We start from the raw sequence: 14,370 nt of genomic DNA, 5'->3' as shown, positions 1-14,370 counted from the left end.
TGGGTGCATGCCGACGGTTAGGTGAAGTGTTCGATGGATCGTCGAAGATCACGGATCATCGTGGTGGCTTCTTCTCTGTTCAGGTCGAAGCTGTGGTCGCCGTGTGTGATTGTGATGCACTCGTACGGGTCGTTCGGGTTGTCGTCCCTATAGTGCTCAACAGCGGTTCTTTGTGGTGTGGTGTCTGCGTTCAAGTGGTGGTCTCCCGTCCGAATCTCCCGAGGGTCTTGCGTCTCGGCCCGTGTGGCCCGATCGTACAACACGCTCGGGCGACTCGTACGGGTGTTCGAATATATCCGGGGTTAGAACGGGGGTTCCTCGTCTGTGGTTTTGTTGGTCTGTGACCATCCGCCGCTGTTTGTTGCTTCGGACCCGAATCCACCGGTGTTCTGGCTGTTCCCCTGACCCCAGCTGGTGTTCCCTCCACCGGAGGCGCCCCCGTATCCGGAGCCGGTGGAGGAGGGGCGGGTGGAGCGTTCCACCTGGGCGGTCGCGTACTTGAGGGACGGGCCGATGTCGTCGACGTCGATCTCGAACACGCTGCGCTTCTCACCCTCTCGTGTCTCGAATGTGCGTTGCTTCAACCGCCCGTTGACGATGACGCGCATGCCCTTGTGGAGGGACTCGGCGGCGTTCTCGGCGGCTTGTCGCCACACGTTGCAGGTGAGGAACAGGGCTTCTCCGTCGACCCACTGTTTCGAGTCTGCGTCGTAGCGGCGTGGGGTGGAGGCGACGCGCATGTTTGCGACGGCGGCGCCGGCGGGTGTGTATCGGAGTTCGGGGTCTGCGACGAGGTTGCCGACGACGGTGATGGTGGTTTCCTCAGCCATGAGGGGTGTCCTTTCGGGGGTTGTAGCGGGCGACGGCGACGTGGTTCTCGACGCGGGTGTCGAACTCGCTGGTGGGGAGGTGGGGGTTCATGCCTCGGCGTTGGACGTTGACGAGGTTGGAGGGGTGGGTGGTTTTCGTGGGGATGGGGAGCCATTGGCCGGGTGTGGCGCGGAGGAGGTCCGCGAACACGGCGAGGGTTTCCGAGTTGGTGCGGCGTTGAGTGTGCCGCCGGTGGGGGCGCGTCGGTTTCCGGCTACTCACCGCGATCACTGCCCCGCCCGAGGATGAGGGTCCGTGCGGCTTCTGTCGTGGTGAGGGGGATGCCGTAGGTGATCTGGCCGCGGCGTGCACGGATCCAGTGGGTCCCGTTGGGGAGGTTGGTGGCTCTGGTGATCTTGACGCTCTTGCCGTCGTCGTACTCGATGTAGCAGCCGGGCCAGTCGTCGACGTCCAGGTCCGCGAGGGTGCTGGGGCCGGTGATCTCCTCGGTGCCGCACTCCACGGTGGTGTCCTCAGCGCTGGTGGTGTCCACGAGGGTGAGATCCCGCGCTGACCAGGAGTAGACCTCCGTCGGCCTGCGGTCGAAGCGGACACAGCACTCGGTATCGCTGCAGTCGAGTCTTCCGAGTGCTTCGCCTTCGTCGGCGTCCAGGTCAGCAACCCGCGTACCCGGCCACTGCTCCACCGGCAGGTCTGCGAGGATGCGGGGCTTCTCGTCGGGGTCCTCCTCCGCATTCGTGGAGGGGAGCACCGTCAGTTCCTCAGGGCCCCACGGGTGATAGATGTACTGCGGAGCATGGTCGAATCTGATGCAGTACCTCCCGCTGGGCCTAGGTTCAATTCCGACGATCTCACCCTTATCCCCCTGCGGGTCCTCGATGCGAGCGCCGATCCGCTGCTCTTCTGGGAGATCAGCGAGTGTGCGGGGCTTCTCGTCGGGGGCGTTGTCGGCGTAGAAGCGGAGGAGTTCGGGGAGGTGGGCGGCGGCCTCGTAGAAGCTGGCGTGGATGCTGTTTCCCCAGCTGGTACCGGCTGGGGTCTTTACGCGGTATTCGCGTGCTTCGCGTTCGAGTGCGGGTTTTTCGAGGTCTGCGAGGAGTTCGCGGGCCTCCTGTGGTGTGAGCGTCATGGGTGGTCCTTCTAGTCGGTCTAGTCGGTGTAGAGGTGTACTGCGGTGGGCGAGTCGAGGTGTGCGCCGAAGTAGCATTCGCCGGGTGCGGCGATGGCGATCTTTTGGTCCTTGGTCAACCCGGCGAGGTCGGGGTGCAGATGCACGATTTCGTGCCGGTCACCGCGCTCGACGTTCTGGATCGGTTCGTCCGGCAGGTACGGTTTCAGGTGCTCTACCTCCCGGCAGCGCCAGGCGTATGCAGTCGTCATGCGTGTGGTGAAGTCCCCGTGCAAGTCCGGGAACGGGGCGTGCTCCGCAGGGTAGGTGCTGGTCATGGTGTGGCTCCTTTCGTGAGTGCGCGGGCCAGGTAGGCGTCCGCGGCGGCTTCTTCATCGGGGTCGGTGGGGTCGCCAGCCTCAGCGTGAGAGATGACACCCTCGGCCCACTGGGTGAGGGCGCGGCGGGTGTCGGCAGGTTCGGCGGGGGGGCCGGGGACGTATTCGGTGGCGTGGTAGCAGTCGGTGCAGAACAAGGTGAGCAGCCGTCCACCGGTGCACTCGTTTGTCCAATCCTGCAGGTAGAAGTCACCGGTGGGTGGGGTTCCGCAGGTGTCACACTTGATGGGCCAGCACCAGAGCGGGTTCTTAATCACGGTCACCGATTCGGCGGGGTCGTTACTCATCGGTTGTCTTTCTTGGCTTTGTAGGGGGCTGCGAGTGTGCGAGGCACGTACACTCTTGGGGCATCAAGCACGATCAGGTACCGCAAGGCGTCCTGCCGGTAAATCGACACCCCGCGGGTGTCCGGGTGGATGATGACGCACATCCCTTCGTCCGGGTCGTGGACTGCGATGTACCCGGGGCCGCGGTCGGCGTCATCCATCACGACGGCGCCGAGCAGATCAGCCGGGTCCAGGTCAGCGGCGGTCAGCATCGGGCGGGGCCGATCCACCTCCGTGAACCCACCGTCGGGGCACATACGGTGGCGGCGGGGAGCCCCAGGGCTTCGGGCCGGTTCGTACCCTGCGGCCCTGACGGCGTCCGCGTGGCGTACAGGGCCGGGCACCAGTGCGAGGACCTGCTCCGGGCGGCGCACCGTCATCGCCACGGTGAAGCTCATGGCCTCGCACACGAGTGAGCAGGTCAGGAATCGGGTACCGTCGTCGCGTTTCCAGATGACGCGGCTGACCTGGAATGGCTCCGGGCCGTCGCCGGTGACAAGATCGTGCTGGATTGGTGTGGCTTTCATGGTGTTCCTTTCTCACCCGCGTGCCATGTCGGCGAACCGCGAGTAGTGCAACTGATGGGCGACGGGGATAGTCCCGATGGGGCCGCCGCGATGCTTGGCGAGGATGATGTCGGCCTCGCCGGCGCGCGGATCCTCGCGGTTCTGCGAGTCGGGCCGGTATAGGAGCATGACCATGTCGGCGTCCTGCTCGAGGGACCCGGATTCGCGGAGGTCCGCTAGTTGGGGGCGCTTGTCGGTGCGTGACTCGGGGCCGCGGTTCAGCTGCGAGATCGCCACCACGGGGACGTCGATCTCCTTGGCGAGGAGTTTGAGCTGTCGGGAGAACTCGCTCACTTCCTGCTGCCGGGACTCGACGCGCTTACCTGAGCTCATGAGCTGCAGGTAGTCCACGACCACCAGGGCGAGGTCCTGTTGTTGTGCGAGTTTCCTGGCTTTGGACCGGATCTCCATCATCGTCAGGGTCGCGGAGTCGTCGATGTACAGGGGAGCGTCCGCGACGCGGGGAACACGGCGGGTGAGTTGTTCCCAGTCGCGGTCTGTCATGCGCCCGGACCTCATGCGGGCAAGATCCACGCCGGCCTCGGCCGAGAGCAGCCGCATCACGATCTCCGACTTCGACATCTCCAACGAGAACAGCACCGAGGGTTTCCCGTGGGCGATAGAACACGAGCGCATGAAGTCCAGCGCCAGGGTCGATTTACCCACGCCAGGGCGGGCTGCGACGATGATCATCTGCCCGCCGTGGAGGCCGTTGGTGAGCTGGTCGAGGTCGGTGAACCCGGTGGGGACGCCGGTGGCGAGTCCTCCGTTGCGGTGCAGGTCCTCGAGCTCCAACATGGTGGGTTGTACGAGGTCGGCGAGGGGTACGTATTCGGCTGTGGCCCGCCGCTGCGAGATGGAGAACAGCTCTTGTTGTGCGAGGTCCAGGATCTTGTCGGGTTCGGTGTCGCCTGAGTCGTAGCCGAGCCGGATGACTTCCTGCCCTGCGGTGATCACACGGCGTAGCAACGACTTCTCGGCGACTATCTGCGCGTAGTGGGCGGCGTGCCCCGGGGATGGGCAGGACTCCATGAGCGTGTGCAGGTATGGGGCGCCACCAGCACGCTGTAGGTCGCCGGCGCGGTCCAGGCGGCCCGACACGATGATCGGGTCGATCTGCTCACCCGAGCCGAACAGATCCAGCACTACCTGGTAGATGATCTGGTGCGCGGGCCGGTAGAAGTCCCCGGGTTCGAGCCGGTCAACGACCTGTGTCACGGTGTCGGGTGCGAGGAGTAGCGCTCCGAGGACTCCTTGTTCGGCGTCCGGGTCATGAGGCGGCGGACGGCCCGTCACGACTCCACCTCTGTTTCTGGTTTCAGGAACGCAGCCCAGTGAGTGCGTGATGCCTTACCGCTCCGGTGACCGAACAGTGGCGGGCACGGTGCTAGAGACAGAACTGTGCTCGTCGGTATCTGAACCTCGTTCCACTTGAAGATCAACGTTCCTCCCGGTTTCAATACCCGGAAACACTCGCGGAAACCTGCGGCGAGATCGTCACGCCATGTCGGGAACAGTGCTCCGTATTTGGCGTGTGTCCAGGATGTTTTGCCGAGTTTTTCGAGGTGAGGCGGGTCGAAAACCACCAGTCGGTAGGTGTCGTCGGGGAAGGGCAGGGCGCGGAAGTCGCAGCACACATCCGGGTCGATGGTGAGTGTGCGTCCGTCGCACAGGGTGTGTGTTTCTTGCCGGTTGTCGGCGAAGATTGCTCGCCCATCGGCGGGGTCGAACCACATCATCCGGGCTCCGCTTGTGACGTCGAGAACGGGGGCACTCACGGTTCCACCTGCTCCCAGTCGGTTACCCACCGGCGGCGCATGGCGGTGTGTGGCGTGTCGCGCACGAACGCCGCGCATGCTTCACTGGCATCACCGAACGACCCACCACCGATCACTGATCCGTCGCGGGTCGATAGCGTCAACGCCTCGTATTCCCAGTGCCCGGCGGGTTCCCCGACCCCGGGGAGGTCCACGCGGGGGCGGTCTACGAGGGTGAGTTCCGCGAGGTCGCAGATCTCCACGATGTGCCCGAGTTCCGGGAACACGACGTGCACGTCGCTGCCGTAGAAACCGGTGATGTACCCGATCTCCCCGTGGGGGTCTTTCACCCATGCCCCGAGGCGCTGGCCACCGGGCATCTCAAGCCGAGTGGTCATTCCGTGGCCTCCTGTTCGAGTTGGCGGGCGGTGCGGAGGTGGCCGCGACCGTAGTGCTGGTAGCGGTCGGCGGAGGAGCCGAGTTCTTCCATGAGGTGTCTACTGTCGGGGTTTCTGAGCGTCATCAGGGCGTCCACGTATGTGTTGATGGCCGCGGCGGTGGCGAAAGCAGCGTCTGCGGCGCGTCGGTGTTCGGCGGGGTCGGTGCTGGTCATGGTGTCTCCGTCGGGGTCGTCGATGATGGGGATGGTGCGGGATTCGCCGGGGCGGAGGGTTAGGGCATAGAGGCCGCGGGGTCGCGTGTAGAAGCTGGCGCGGAGGGTGTACCAGACGAGCAGCAGCCCGTAGCGCTCCAAGCGAGGTTTAAGGCAGATCTGCCCCTGGCGGCCCTGGGGGTCGCGGATGTATAGGCCGCGCCACTGGTCGATCGGGAGATCAGCGAGAGTGCGGGCCATGTGTGGTCCTTTCGAGTAGGTGGCGGATGGCGGCTGCTCCTTGGGGTGGGCACACTCCGTTCCCGAGGCATTTGAGCTGGTCGGAGCGCCCGAGCCCGGGGGTTTCGGTGACCCACCCTTCGGGGAGGCCCATCATCCACTCCACGAACGCGGGGTTTATGCCGGGCCGTATGTCGGGGAATCGGTGCCCGAGGATGGCTTCGTGGGCGTAGCCGGCGATGTGGTCGACGATGATGGGGGGTGGTTCGCCGTGGATGCGTGCCCAGTGGGCTATGGCGTCGGCAGTTGTTCCCCATCGCAAGCGAAGTTCGTGCTCGACGTCGGTGGCTGCGTCAGCCCCTCCCAGTGGGTCGTGACCGTCGTGATCCCAGGTGAGCGGCGGCGCCGGTCGGCTGGCGAGTCGCTGCGTTTCCAGTCCGACGCGGTCGGCGTCGGCAGGAGTGGCGAGGATGAACAACCTTTCCCGATGGTGTGGGGCGCCGACGTCGGAAGCTCGTAGGCTGCACCATTGCGTGTCATACCTGATTTCGGCCAGGTCTCCGAGAACGGTATCGAGCCCCAGAGACCTGTGGCCGGCCACGTTTTCCAGGACGACGTACCGGGGTCGTAGCACGCGAATTGCGTCGCACACGTAGGGCCATAGGTGTCTTTCGTCATCGGTTCCTTTCCTGCGCCCTGCGGCGCTGAACGGCTGGCACGGTGCTACGGATAGCCGGCGGTCAATACGTCGATCCGGCTATCACTGGCATCACCCCTTTCCGACGCATGCAAAGCAGCGTGGTCGGCTTTACTGAGGCAGTGCAGGTTCTCCACCGCGTTGTTGGTCTTGTCGTGGTCGATGTGGTGGACATCCCAACCGTCGGGAATGTCCCCGCGATGGTGTTTCCAAACAGCGCGGTGGAGAAGCTCTCGGTCCCCTTCCGTGGCGCGGTAGTAGCCGTTGACCCCGATGGTGTAGCGACGCCCCTGAAACATCACGGATGGGAGGGCGGGCTTTCTGGGGCGGAGGTCGAGCCCTCGCCGTTTGAATCTGGTGTAGACGGTCTGCCTGGTGACGCCCTCACGGGCTGCGACCTGTTCCAAAGACATGCCCTGGCAGTAGAGGTCGTACATACGTTGGGTTCCAACTAGGTCTGGTTTTCTTCCCATTTCTTCCCAATCAATCTGTGTCACGTCGCCGAAGTTGGGGATACCGGGCCAGTGGCGGGCGAGGACTTTCGCGGGGGCGGCGTCGTACTCCACGAACCATGCGGGCTCCGCGTCCATCACCTGCTCCACGGCGAGGTCCAGGCCGCCGTAGCCCGAAAACATGGACCCGATGCGGAGTGTCACCTCTGGGTCCTTTTGATGTATTCGACGGCGGCCCACCCCTTGTGGGTGAGCAGGCCGTCCTTGTCGAGGAGGCCGTCCTCAGTGAGGGACTCGCGGGTGTCTTTCCTGATGCGGGGTGCGTTCCCGGCGGCGGTCTGCAGGACTGCTGTTGCTTTCGGCCCGGACCAGTAGGCCGGCCGGAACGTGTCACGAGTCGTGTAGTGGTCGCGAGCGAGAACATCGAGTGCATCGACGAGCTCACTGGCGGTGGTCCAGCGGCCGCCCTTGTCCCTGAGGAGGTCGGTGATCTTCGTCTTCATGGGGGTGCGTGTGCTTCGGCGTCTGGTCACCGGCGGCCTCCCGCGGGGTGGCGGCGTTTCGCTTCGGCCATCTCGTGCCGTTTGATGGCTCTGCGGATCCTGTCTGCCCTCGTGTAGAACGCTGATGCGGCGCACAGTGCGGCGAGGGTGAACATGGCGGCGGCGGTGAGTGCGGTGTTGTTGGGGTGTCCGGTGAGGATGGTCCCTGCTGAGAACCCGGCGCCGGCGGCGACTGCGGTGTGTCCCCACATGGTGAGGCGTTGGGCTCGGTACTTCGCGCGGATCAGGGCGCGGATCCCGGTCAGATCGCTAGGCATCGGTTTCCCCGTTCTTGGAGGCCGCGGGCTGCTCATCGAAGTTAAGTAGCGCATCCATGAGGAGTGTGGAGGCTTTCTGTAGGCGGCGTACTGTCCGCACTTTGATCTCGCCTCGTTCGGCGGCCGCGTCGACGTCCTCGCAGAGACCTATGACCTGGTTCAAGGCGTCATTGCACCGCTTTTCAAAACTTGGGTACAGGGCTTTCCTGCGTTCGTTGTCAGTCACTGTGTTTTCCTTCTGTGTGTGCGGCGAGTCGGGCGAGCTGGATCCCCAGCACCCCGGCGTCGAACGCCGATATGCGGGTGGCCCGGTCACCGATTCGGAGGGTGATAATCCCCTCGCCCCGCTTGGTGGCCGCCTCTAGCCCGCGGCACTTGATCGTGAGGTCAGCGGGGTCGGGGTAGTAGATGGGGCCGTTAAACATCCGCAGCCCCTTCTGCGTAGGTGATTGCTGCGTCGAGGCAGTCTCGGAGTTCGCGGGCGGCGTCGATGGTGAGGAAGGTGACTTCGCGGTCGGTCGGTTCGTCGTCATCGACGATCAGCTGCATACGTCGTGGTTCGCCGGGGTCTGGTGCCCAGATTCGCACTGTCGGTAATTCCCACATCACCCCGTCTCTGTGCCTTTTGTGAGGCGTTCTCACTGGTCGCCCTCCTTTGCGAGTGGGGACGCCCCGACCATCGCCGGGCCCTCCACCCGCGGCAGCGAGTGATTCCGCACCCACCACCACCGCAACAACCGGGACGCAGAACCCGTAGCGAGCTGACGCCGAGTCCCCGCCGTGATCGTCTGCAACGTGTACGGCTTGATGCGCAGCTCCCGTCCCGCGGCCTCACGCGACGAATACGAATCCAGCACCGCCGCGACGATCACCCGGAACACGGGCGTGCAGGGCACCGCGTACGCCGAAGCCATCGGGTGCTCAGCCTGATCGTCGATGTTGTCCCACATGAACGGCACCGGCCACCGGCGGGCCTCGATCCACGGTTCCGGCGGCGACACCGGATCCGCCTCACGGGCGCGGTACACACCACGGATCCGCTGGTCCAGGTCCTCGGTGATCGCCGGGCGGCCATTCTCCGCGAGGATCAGGACCCGCTCAGTCTCGACGTCTATCTCGGTGGCTAGATCATCTAGCGGGTGCCCGGCGGCGAGTAGAGCACGGACCCGGCGGACAGCGGGCCACGGCTCCACCAACCGCACCTGCTCAATGGCGGCGGCGACAGCCCACGCGATCCGGGCCCGGGGCCTCACCTCCCCGAAGTGTTCGACGAACGGAGTAGTGAGGTGAGCCGAGTCGGCGATCTCGTCGTAACAGATCCCGAGGTCGTGCATCCGGCGGATCCGGTTAATCGTGGGCCCGGGGTCTACGCGGAGCATCGACATGATCTCGGTGTGGTGCTGCTCGCATAGTCCGGTGGTGAACACGGCTGGTTCGTCGCACCTGATGTGGGCGCATACGTCAGGTGACGTAATGCCCGTGGTCTTTCCGTACCTCGTAGATCCACTCCCAGTGGGCCTGGTCGGCGTTTTCTTCGGCGTCATAGTCGGGGCGGTCATCAGCGGGTTCCTCCCACAGGGGCGTGCCCATTCTCGGTGTCCTCGGAGTCGGGGGTGGGGTTCTCGAGAATCTCGATGATTCGTTCGACCGCTTTTCTCACATCCGCGATGGTCAACGGACGGGCCGGGTTCCCGTAGATCCAGCGGTCAGTGCGCTGCCTGCCGTCCTCCATGGTCATCAGGTAAACCCTGATCTGACGTGCGACGATTTCATCCCAGTCGTCGTCAGAAGATGCGAGCCCAACATGGACGGCAAGCCGTCGGCCGTCACCCAGATCAAACTCGCGTGTGTGGGTGCTGTAGTGCAGCGCCCGCTCGTCGTGCCTGACCGCGTTTATGAACGTCGTGCCCGTGAGAACCTTGTCGTCGGTGAACGGGTCAACCGAGTACCTGATTCGGCCCCCGGGGAACTGCTCGCGTATCGCGTCTAACAGCGATTCCGTTGTGTGCTTCATATCGGTCCCTTTCTGTCGTGCGCTTGCAGGCGCTAGTGGTCGGTGGCCCTGTGGGCCTGGTGGGCACCCGGGGAATCGAACCCCGGCAATGTCGCCAGACGTGCCCTCGTGCTCCACCGTTTCGTTCCCTCGCCTGTTCGGCGGTTCCAGCGCCCCATACGTCGGTCCGCGGACAAGTCAACGCGGCCCCGGTTTTGCCCCGACCGTGCAGGTCAGGGTGGGTAAATATCCTCCGGTGGAGGCTTCATCGCTATCGAGTTCTCAAACATCTGGGCCCGTGAGGGCTGGTGCCCGCCCGGGGAGTTGAACCCCGGGGCTACCGGTGCGGGCTGCCTATTCGGCGGCGTGGCGGGGGCGGTGTATGTAGCGCGGCGCCAGGACAACTGCCGCGGATGCGGCGGGGATCAGGATCGCCGGGACCCACCCGAGGGTGTTCGCGAGGCCGAATATGACGGCGGTGGGGATCAGGACCGCGAGGGCCGCGAGGATGACCACGAGGGTCCACATCTCGAACGGGGTGTCCTGTGCTGCGGGGCGGCGGTGGCGGCTCACTTCGCACCCCCAGTGATGAACGCTTTGAGGGCAGCGAGATGCCGATCAGGGAAGATCTCGTCCTCGGTCCAGCCCTCGAGGCCGCGATGAAAATGCCCCTCATCGTCCACCCGGTAGATGGTCACCTGAGCGCTGTCGTGGGTGGCGTCGGCGGGCTTCTGGTGGATTGAAACGGAGATGTACATGTCTCCTGCGACGCGATTGCGGTATCCGCAGATCCTTGTATCCCCATCGTCGAAGGTGCGGAGTTCAGCGCTGTCGTCGTATGCGGGCTTGGTGGTGACGTCGGCGAACTGGGCGACGATCTTGTCCAGGCGCTCGTTCACCTGTTCGATGGTGAACTTCGTGATGGTGGTCATGTTGGTTCCTTTCAACGTGTTCGGGGTTGCAGCCCCTCGGCGGTATGTGTCCCGCTCTGCCACTAACATTAATGCGCGCTAGTACGCATGTCTAGCCAGTGGCGTAACTAATTTTGGCGGGGGTGGTTCCGGCTGTGGGTGAGGTAGCTAAACACATCGTCAAACCACATTTTTCAGATCAACAGATGGGGGTAGTGATGTCCTGTGTGCGCGGACTAACCTACCGACACATGGCGCGATACGGCGCGTACCAGAGCGCGACCGGCAGTGCTCACCAGACTCGGCCCGACACGACGGACATGGAACCCCCAGAGCGCCGTGGGCCGCGTACGCCGCGGGGATCACTCCACCCTCCACCACTCGCGCGGGAGGGGTGGAACGAACATCTGTACGAACAGCGTTCTGGGGGCGCAGCGACCGGGCGGCCGCGATGTATGCGGTGATCTTCGATCGCGGCACCTCGCCCCGCTGGTACGTCGCCCTCACGCCCTCCACGAGCTCCTCCTCAGTCAGACGTGAGCGCTCGATCTGGATCGCCCACTCCTCGAGGAGTCCCTGCGATGGCTGCGGGACTGTCTGGTCCAGTGCGGCAGCGATCCCGAGAGCGCGGGCCGCGGCCGCGACGGCCTCATGCCGGGACAGCATCACGCACCACCCCCTGCTCCTGCTCGTTCATGTCGGCGATCATCTGCTCAGCGATAGACCAAGCCGCGGCGGCCTTGTCGACGGCCCGATTCCACGGCTGGCTCGCCCGCTGGCGCGGTGAAACCACATCCCGCACCCAATCCCCTCCACGCGGCATCCCAATCGCGTCTACGGGCCGCACGGCCCGTCAGGGACCGGTAGTGGTCCACGAACCGTTCAGTCTCACGGTCGAGGTCCACCTCGGGGTGGGCGTCAGCCAGAGCACGGACGGAGTCCGGCGATGGCATCCACGAGTCGGGGAGGAACGAACCCCTCCGCCGCGAAGCGGCCGCGCCCTCCCCTGGGGGGCAAGCCCCCGTAGGGGGCTGGGGGGTTTTAATTTTCTTAGAAATAGTCTTCTTATGGTGGGTAATTTTTGCCCTCGGTGGTGGGTAATTTTTACCCTCGGTGGGGTCCTGGCCGTGGGTAAAATCTTCCCCCGGTGAACTGGGGTTTTCCCGTGGGGTGCTTTTTGCCCTCCGGTCGGGTGCTACCGGTGCCTGTGAAGCCTCCACTGCGGCCTGCTCGGGTTCCACCGGTGTCGACAGCACCGTGTACGAGATCACCCCGAACCGTCCATCCGGCATCCGGCCCTCCTCACGGATCACATACCCGGCGGCCATCAACGCGCGTATAGCCACGCCAACCGTCTTGCGGGTGATCCCCAGCGCCTCACCGATAGAAGCCGTCGTCAGCGCCCATCCCTCACGGTGCGAGCGCATCAGCATGTAGACGGCCTTGTCCCTCGGCGTCAGCTCCGACGAGCGGATCAGCGCGTTCGGGATCATCGTGAAATCGTCCTCGGGCCTCGGGCCCTGCAGAATCGTCGTCACTGGTACATCTCCCCCCTCGTCGTGATGCCCTGCTGCACAGCACGGGGCAGATGCCCGAGATGCCAAAACTCCGAGTCGTGCGGGCACCGGTACGCGGAAATCGAACTGTCGAGATGCTGGACCTTCTTCGCCCGCAGCGCGGCCTTCCGCGACTGGTACGAGCGCTTGAACCCACCGGCGTGATGCGGGCAGTGGGGACACGTAACCCAGTGCCGTGGACTGTCGACCCGCTTGTGTCGCCGCCGGCGTTCCTTCTTCTTTCCCATGTGTCTTTCTCCTCTACGTACGGGAGACGCCCCCAAGACGATGCTGGCCGTCTCGGGGGCGTCTGGCGGGTCATCCGACGGGCAGGGGCTCCTGCTCCACGATCTCGGCGTCCACAGGCTCGTCGGGGTGGGAATCAGTCACCTGCGCTGACGCTCGGCGCTGCTCCACTTCCTTGCCAGCGCGGACAATCAGGCCCATCAGCTCCGACTTGCCGGCGGCCTTCGCCTCACGCCACGCCTGTTTCAGCCCGGCGGAGTCACCCGCGTCGGCGAGACGCTTCACCATCGCCCGGTCCTCGGCGGACACACCACCCTCCACGGGAGCCGCGGACTGCCGCGGCCCGGTAGGGGACGCCGCGCCACGGCCCTCACGCTTCACCCGCTCACGGGCAGCGTGCGCGGACTCGGCGATCAGATCCGCCAGCTCCTCCTTGCCCTCGGCCCGCGCGGCCTTCCACGCACGCTCCAACGCCGTCATGTCACCGGCGGCAGCCAGGTCCTCGACACGGGACCGATCCGCCGTGGTGATCCCACCGGCCTCCGGCCTGACGAACGTCGACGCCGCGGCCTGCGTCTCGATACCCATCTCCTCCAACAGCTTCGCCACCGAGAACTCCGGCAGCGCCATCTCGCCACCCGGCGGGAGCTGCATACGGGTCGACGCGATCTTCGTCAGCGTCCACTTCCGCGGCTCACGGGCCTGCACAATCGCGGTCGCCGCGTACGGCAGGTTCTTCTCACAGCGGACCTTCCAGATCTTCTCTCCGGTCGGCTTCGACCCCTCCACGATGGACACCTGCTCCAAACGTGAGGTGAGGATCACGGGCCCGGGGAACCGGCGGCACGCACCGACGAAATCAGCGAGCCGGTCCTTCGCGCGGTTCCAGAGGTCCATCGTGATCTGCGCCTCCTGATCCCCGCGGCGGCCGCGTCGTCGGTTGTTGGCGATCACCTGCGCCTCATTCGTGAGGAGATCCCAGATCTCGGTCATCGAGTCGACGATCAGCAGGTTCACCTTGCCGTCAGCGGCGGGCTGTGCGCCCGCCCAGTGCGCGGCACCGTTGATCTGCGCGAACGTGCCGTCGTGCTCGATGATCTCGAAATCAGCACCCGGTACGGCGCCGTACTCGTCGGCCATGTTCTCGCCGACCTCGAGGAAGAAAGCGCGGTCGATGTGGGGGAGCCCCGTGGCCTCAACCGCGGCCCACGTCTTACCGGAGCCCTCGACACCGGCGAGGATGATCAGCGGCCACGATGGCTGGCACGTCGGACGCCTGGTCTGAAACTGCGGCGTGTTCACTGGTCCTCACCCTCTCCTGCTTCGAGAGCGGGCAGGGACGTGATGCCGGCGAGGATGTTCTCCGCGGCCTCGGCGGCATCTGTGTTCGGGCGGCCCGACAGTGAACCCTCGCCGACGGATACCTCGAAACCGGGTGTCTGCTCGCCGGTTTTCTTCCACCGGTTGATCGCGTCAGTCTCCATGCGGGTCCGCGCGGCCTCAGTCAGTCGCAGGCTCATGAGCTCGGGGGCGTGCTCCATCACGACGTCCACCGCGGCCTGCAGGTTGATCTCGGGGAGGTACCACTCGGTGTCCTCCTCACCGGCCACCTCGAGGAGCACCGACTCCTTCACGACGCGGGCCTTCGGCTTCGGCAGCGACTTCGAGAACGTACCGAGTTTCAGGCCGCGCTCGTTCGTGACGGGCAGCGATTCGCCGTCCCGCATGACCTCCGCGAGATCGGCCTTCCACTCCTTGTTGATCCTGACCAGTTCTTTGATGACGGCCTGCTGCAGGATGAGCTTCTCGAGCACCTCGCGGGACTTCATATCTGTGGTGTACGCTGGTGAATGCATGTTTCGGTTCCTTTCTGAACG

The 14,370-nt window shown here is 64.9% G+C and carries 26 protein-coding genes and 1 pseudogene; all 27 read right to left on the bottom strand.

Going from position 1 to position 14,370, the window contains the following annotated elements; genetic code table 11:
• Positions 1–302 precede the first annotated feature (302 nt).
• The 27 genes and pseudogenes from KRX55_RS01645 to KRX55_RS01525 all read right to left on the bottom strand — a co-directional run bounded on the left by KRX55_RS01645 (position 303) and on the right by KRX55_RS01525 (position 14,349).
• Positions 303–830: a single-stranded DNA-binding protein gene (locus tag KRX55_RS01645; RefSeq protein ID WP_218406109.1), complete on the bottom strand. Its 528-nt coding sequence runs from the start codon at positions 828–830 to the stop codon at positions 303–305.
• A complete protein-coding gene (locus KRX55_RS01640; RefSeq protein ID WP_218406108.1) occupies positions 823–1,092 on the bottom strand; it encodes a hypothetical protein in 270 nt (89 codons plus the stop codon). The genes KRX55_RS01645 and KRX55_RS01640 overlap by 8 nt, the downstream gene beginning before the upstream one ends.
• Positions 1,085–1,960, bottom strand: coding sequence for a hypothetical protein (locus tag KRX55_RS01635; protein ID WP_218406107.1), 876 nt, complete (start codon positions 1,958–1,960; stop codon positions 1,085–1,087). Before KRX55_RS01635 ends, KRX55_RS01640 begins: the two co-directional genes overlap by 8 nt.
• 20 nt (positions 1,961–1,980) lie before the next feature.
• Positions 1,981–2,277 carry a hypothetical protein gene (locus KRX55_RS01630; protein ID WP_218406106.1) on the bottom strand — a complete coding sequence of 99 codons (297 nt, stop codon included), beginning with the start codon at positions 2,275–2,277 and terminating at the stop codon, positions 1,981–1,983.
• Positions 2,274–2,624 (bottom strand): hypothetical protein, encoded by a 351-nt coding sequence (locus KRX55_RS01625; RefSeq protein WP_218406105.1) that lies wholly within the window; start codon positions 2,622–2,624, stop codon positions 2,274–2,276. The genes KRX55_RS01630 and KRX55_RS01625 overlap by 4 nt, the downstream gene beginning before the upstream one ends.
• The gene (locus tag KRX55_RS01620) at positions 2,621–3,190 is read right to left on the bottom strand and encodes a hypothetical protein (protein ID WP_218406104.1); all 570 of its coding nucleotides are present in this window, start codon (positions 3,188–3,190) and stop codon (positions 2,621–2,623) included. The genes KRX55_RS01625 and KRX55_RS01620 overlap by 4 nt, the downstream gene beginning before the upstream one ends.
• A 12-nt stretch (positions 3,191–3,202) precedes the next feature.
• Positions 3,203–4,516: pseudogene (gene dnaB / locus KRX55_RS01615) on the bottom strand (replicative DNA helicase); the annotation flags it as partial.
• Positions 4,517–4,521: 5 nt separating this feature from the next.
• The gene (locus KRX55_RS01610) at positions 4,522–5,007 is read right to left on the bottom strand and encodes a class I SAM-dependent methyltransferase (RefSeq protein ID WP_370625725.1); all 486 of its coding nucleotides are present in this window, start codon (positions 5,005–5,007) and stop codon (positions 4,522–4,524) included.
• Positions 5,004–5,384, bottom strand: a complete 381-nt coding sequence (locus KRX55_RS01605) for a hypothetical protein (RefSeq protein ID WP_218406102.1) — start codon at positions 5,382–5,384, stop codon at positions 5,004–5,006. Before KRX55_RS01605 ends, KRX55_RS01610 begins: the two co-directional genes overlap by 4 nt.
• Positions 5,381–5,839 carry a hypothetical protein gene (locus tag KRX55_RS01600; RefSeq protein WP_218406101.1) on the bottom strand — a complete coding sequence of 153 codons (459 nt, stop codon included), beginning with the start codon at positions 5,837–5,839 and terminating at the stop codon, positions 5,381–5,383. Before KRX55_RS01600 ends, KRX55_RS01605 begins: the two co-directional genes overlap by 4 nt.
• On the bottom strand, positions 5,820–6,563 hold the full coding sequence (locus KRX55_RS11995; protein WP_218406218.1) for a DNA cytosine methyltransferase: 744 nt from the start codon (positions 6,561–6,563) through the stop codon (positions 5,820–5,822). Before KRX55_RS11995 ends, KRX55_RS01600 begins: the two co-directional genes overlap by 20 nt.
• Entirely contained in the window at positions 6,542–7,171 is a 630-nt protein-coding gene (locus tag KRX55_RS01590) for an HNH endonuclease (RefSeq protein ID WP_218406100.1), read from the bottom strand. The genes KRX55_RS11995 and KRX55_RS01590 overlap by 22 nt, the downstream gene beginning before the upstream one ends.
• Positions 7,168–7,470: a hypothetical protein gene (locus KRX55_RS01585; RefSeq protein ID WP_218406099.1), complete on the bottom strand. Its 303-nt coding sequence runs from the start codon at positions 7,468–7,470 to the stop codon at positions 7,168–7,170. Before KRX55_RS01585 ends, KRX55_RS01590 begins: the two co-directional genes overlap by 4 nt.
• Before the next feature lie 26 nt (positions 7,471–7,496).
• Positions 7,497–7,787 (bottom strand): hypothetical protein, encoded by a 291-nt coding sequence (locus KRX55_RS01580; RefSeq protein ID WP_218406098.1) that lies wholly within the window; start codon positions 7,785–7,787, stop codon positions 7,497–7,499.
• Entirely contained in the window at positions 7,780–8,013 is a 234-nt protein-coding gene (locus tag KRX55_RS01575) for a hypothetical protein (protein WP_218406097.1), read from the bottom strand. The genes KRX55_RS01580 and KRX55_RS01575 overlap by 8 nt, the downstream gene beginning before the upstream one ends.
• Positions 8,006–8,212, bottom strand: a complete 207-nt coding sequence (locus tag KRX55_RS01570; protein WP_218406096.1) for a hypothetical protein — start codon at positions 8,210–8,212, stop codon at positions 8,006–8,008. The genes KRX55_RS01575 and KRX55_RS01570 overlap by 8 nt, the downstream gene beginning before the upstream one ends.
• Positions 8,205–8,375: a hypothetical protein gene (locus tag KRX55_RS01565; RefSeq protein WP_218406095.1), complete on the bottom strand. Its 171-nt coding sequence runs from the start codon at positions 8,373–8,375 to the stop codon at positions 8,205–8,207. The genes KRX55_RS01570 and KRX55_RS01565 overlap by 8 nt, the downstream gene beginning before the upstream one ends.
• Positions 8,376–8,425: 50 nt before the next feature.
• Complete coding sequence (locus KRX55_RS01560; protein WP_218406094.1) at positions 8,426–9,214, bottom strand: hypothetical protein; 789 nt, start codon at positions 9,212–9,214, stop codon at positions 8,426–8,428.
• A gap of 34 nt (positions 9,215–9,248) precedes the next feature.
• A complete protein-coding gene (locus KRX55_RS11750; protein ID WP_255567450.1) occupies positions 9,249–9,377 on the bottom strand; it encodes a hypothetical protein in 129 nt (42 codons plus the stop codon).
• A complete protein-coding gene (locus tag KRX55_RS01555; protein WP_218406093.1) occupies positions 9,346–9,801 on the bottom strand; it encodes a hypothetical protein in 456 nt (151 codons plus the stop codon). The genes KRX55_RS11750 and KRX55_RS01555 overlap by 32 nt, the downstream gene beginning before the upstream one ends.
• 333 nt (positions 9,802–10,134) lie before the next feature.
• Positions 10,135–10,353 (bottom strand): hypothetical protein, encoded by a 219-nt coding sequence (locus KRX55_RS01550; RefSeq protein WP_218406092.1) that lies wholly within the window; start codon positions 10,351–10,353, stop codon positions 10,135–10,137.
• Positions 10,350–10,712: a hypothetical protein gene (locus KRX55_RS01545; RefSeq protein WP_218406091.1), complete on the bottom strand. Its 363-nt coding sequence runs from the start codon at positions 10,710–10,712 to the stop codon at positions 10,350–10,352. Before KRX55_RS01545 ends, KRX55_RS01550 begins: the two co-directional genes overlap by 4 nt.
• Positions 10,713–10,871: 159 nt before the next feature.
• Positions 10,872–11,357, bottom strand: coding sequence for a zinc finger domain-containing protein (locus KRX55_RS12135; protein WP_441303211.1), 486 nt, complete (start codon positions 11,355–11,357; stop codon positions 10,872–10,874).
• Positions 11,358–11,404: 47 nt separating this feature from the next.
• Positions 11,405–12,229, bottom strand: a complete 825-nt coding sequence (locus KRX55_RS01540; RefSeq protein ID WP_218406090.1) for a LexA family protein — start codon at positions 12,227–12,229, stop codon at positions 11,405–11,407.
• The gene (locus tag KRX55_RS01535) at positions 12,226–12,495 is read right to left on the bottom strand and encodes a hypothetical protein (RefSeq protein WP_218406089.1); all 270 of its coding nucleotides are present in this window, start codon (positions 12,493–12,495) and stop codon (positions 12,226–12,228) included. The genes KRX55_RS01540 and KRX55_RS01535 overlap by 4 nt, the downstream gene beginning before the upstream one ends.
• Positions 12,496–12,565: 70 nt before the next feature.
• Entirely contained in the window at positions 12,566–13,795 is a 1,230-nt protein-coding gene (locus tag KRX55_RS01530; RefSeq protein ID WP_218406088.1) for a hypothetical protein, read from the bottom strand.
• A complete protein-coding gene (locus KRX55_RS01525) occupies positions 13,792–14,349 on the bottom strand; it encodes a hypothetical protein (protein WP_218406087.1) in 558 nt (185 codons plus the stop codon). Before KRX55_RS01525 ends, KRX55_RS01530 begins: the two co-directional genes overlap by 4 nt.
• Between the last annotated feature and the right edge of the window lie 21 nt (positions 14,350–14,370).

This window comes from Corynebacterium sp. TAE3-ERU16 (assembly GCF_019209935.1).
In the GTDB taxonomy this organism is placed as follows: domain Bacteria; phylum Actinomycetota; class Actinomycetes; order Mycobacteriales; family Mycobacteriaceae; genus Corynebacterium; species Corynebacterium antarcticum.
This window is presented reverse-complemented; position numbering and strand designations above follow the sequence as displayed.